Genomic DNA, 2,643 nt, shown 5'->3' with positions numbered 1-2,643 from the left:
TTCGAAATGGAGCGAACCGGAGATGGTCCGGTGGCGCCCCGACAGATAAAACAGGAGTACAATACCCGTAAGGCCGCCGAAAAACAGCAGACTTAACCAGGGATAAAAATACACCATAGCGGCGAGGGCGACAAGAGCGGTTAACAACGCAATGGCAGGAAAGTAGGGGTATAGCGGTGCTCTGAAGGGACGTTTCATCAGTGGCTCGTTCCGGCGCAGGGCAAACAGCGCCAGCATACTGACAACATACACCACTACGGCACCGATGGTCGACAGAATGACCAGCTTGCTGGTGTCCAGCATCGTCAGGGCGACCATACCTAAGATACCGCCGGCAACTAATGCCAGATAGGGCACTTTCTGGCCGGGGCTGACAACCGATAACTGAACGGGTAAATAGCCGCTTCGGGCGAGGGCAAACATTTGCCGTGAATAGCTGATGATAATGCCGTGGAAAGAAGCAATCAGGCCAAAAAGGCCGACACTGGCAAATAATTTTGTCAGCGGATTGGTTCGGCCAAGCACAATACCGATGGATTCGGGCAGGGGATAGTCGAGGTTATCGAGCTGATCCCACGGGGCAATGCCGCCGACACATACCATCACCGCAAGGGCAAGGACCATGAGCGTAAAGAGGGCCGAGATATAGCCTTTGGCAATCGCCTGATGCTGGTCTTTAACCTCCTCGGCAACCATAGCGACTCCTTCCAGGCAGACATACAGCCAGATGGCAAAGGGAAGGGCGGCAAATACACCACCCCAGCCAAACGGCATCGGGTTGTTCAGAAAGGTTTCCATCCTGAAATGTGGTGCAACCACGCCGATGAACAACAGCAACTCCAGAATAGCCAGTACGGTCATGATGAGCGAAAACCAGGCGGCTTCCTTAATACCCAGCATGTTGATGATTGTAAAAAGCACATACGATACCATCGACGCCAGCAGGATCGGCACCGACGGATAAAGAAAGTGTATATAACTGCCCAAGGCCAGGGCAATGGCCGGTGCGGCAAACAAAAACTCGATCAGTGTCGCATAGCCGGCAATGAGGGCGCCAATGGGCCCGAACGCTCTCAGGGCATAGGCAAACGGGCCGCCTGCGTTCGGAATAGCCGTTGTTAATTCGGTAAAACTAAAGATGAAGGTGCAATAAAGAACAGTAATGATGAGCGTGGCAATCAACAACCCGACCGTCCCGGCAACGCCCCAGCCGTAATTCCAGCCGAAGTATTCTCCCGAGATAACTAACCCTACGCCGATCGCCCAGATGTGAATGGGGTTTAATGCTTTTTTTAACGAAACGTCCTCTGTCATATTGGTCTGTTGCCTGACTGCGCTGCGCAGCCGGACGAAGTTTTAAAAAGCGGGAACCGGTAAATGTACCGATTCCCGCTCTGATTGTCAATTGGCTTATGCCAGGGGGGGCTGTTGCCCGGCCTCCCGGCCGATCAGCGGGTCAGTAAAGCCGGTTTTTCCGGTTTCAACCCGTCCGGCATACCGCCATGCTACATCGTCAATGCCATCAATTTTGACACTGACATCGTACCAGTTATACGACCGTTTCAGGTCCAGCTCAATGCGTTGTTCTGACCCCTTACTACCGGCCTTTGCCAGTGTAATGGTTTTGGCGGGAGCCCCGTAGCCGTTGTCGATGATCTGCACGGTGTAGCTCCGCGAATCGTCGGTGTTGGCAAGCTGCAGGGTAATATCTCCGGTCAGGTTATTGAGCAGGCCACGGTTATACAGGCACGAAACGTCGATCCGGTTTTTGGCTTTGTTGACCTTAAATTCCCGGAAAAAACCGTTTGGCCCGTACACCCGGACCGGATAATCGGCGCTGAATGTATCTGTCAGGGAATCACCTGCCATTACGGTATAGTGCCGGACGCTGACATCGTTGTCGTGCACTTCGTAGACATGGAATGGTGAGCCGGCTGCTTTTTTGCCGAACGTTTTATTCTTCGCTGACAGGGTGAGCTGTAGCTTCCCGTCTTTCAGTTTCGCATCCGAATACAGTTCATAAGGCAACGCGTTCGACGGCCGGATGCCTTTTTCCTGGTAATAGGGTGCATTGGCCGTTTTTGTTTTGAGGGCTTCAATCTCCTGTTCGTTCAGCGCCTTAAACCCTTCCGGCAGCTTTTTAAACTGGGCTTTATGAATGCCTTCGTAAAATTCCTGTTTCGGAACCGGTTTCGGCATGGTCATTTTTTCACCGGTATACGGGCGGAAAACCGAAGTCAGATCGCCGCAAACCGTTCGCCGCCAGTCGCTGATATTGGTTTCTTTAATTGGCTTTCCGGTCTTTTTCGACAGGAACAGCTCCATGAACTGCAGAATGGACGTATGGTCAAATACTTCTGAGTTGACAAACCCGCCACGGCTCCACGGCGAGGCAATCACCAGCGGAACGCGGAAACCGAGGCCGATCGGGCCTGTCCGGCCCCCGTTGCTGCGCTTCGATTCCTGTTCGGTGGTGACAAACTCCGGGGTGGTGTCAAGGCCTTTGCTGTTCAGACCCGTCTCCGGCTGATTCGGGTGGGCAGGTACAAACGGCGGGAAATGGTCAAAATAGCCGTCGTTTTCGTCGTAACAGAGGATAAAGATTGTCTTTTTCCAGACCTCGGGGTCTTTGGTCAGAATGTC

At 53.0% G+C, this 2,643-nt stretch carries 2 protein-coding genes; both read right to left on the bottom strand.

Features of this window, described 5'->3' with window-relative positions; genetic code table 11:
* Positions 1–1,314, bottom strand: a 1,314-nt coding sequence (gene eat, locus BLX24_RS29915) for an ethanolamine permease (protein WP_071506860.1), incomplete at its 3' end; no start/stop codon positions are given.
* Positions 1,315–1,410: 96 nt separating this feature from the next.
* Positions 1,411–2,643: alkaline phosphatase family protein (locus BLX24_RS29910; RefSeq protein WP_143092898.1), on the bottom strand; the 1,233-nt coding region annotated here is incomplete at its 5' end.

This window comes from Arsenicibacter rosenii, from assembly GCF_001870735.1.
GTDB lineage: Bacteria > Bacteroidota > Bacteroidia > Cytophagales > Spirosomataceae > Arsenicibacter > Arsenicibacter rosenii.
This window is presented reverse-complemented; position numbering and strand designations above follow the sequence as displayed.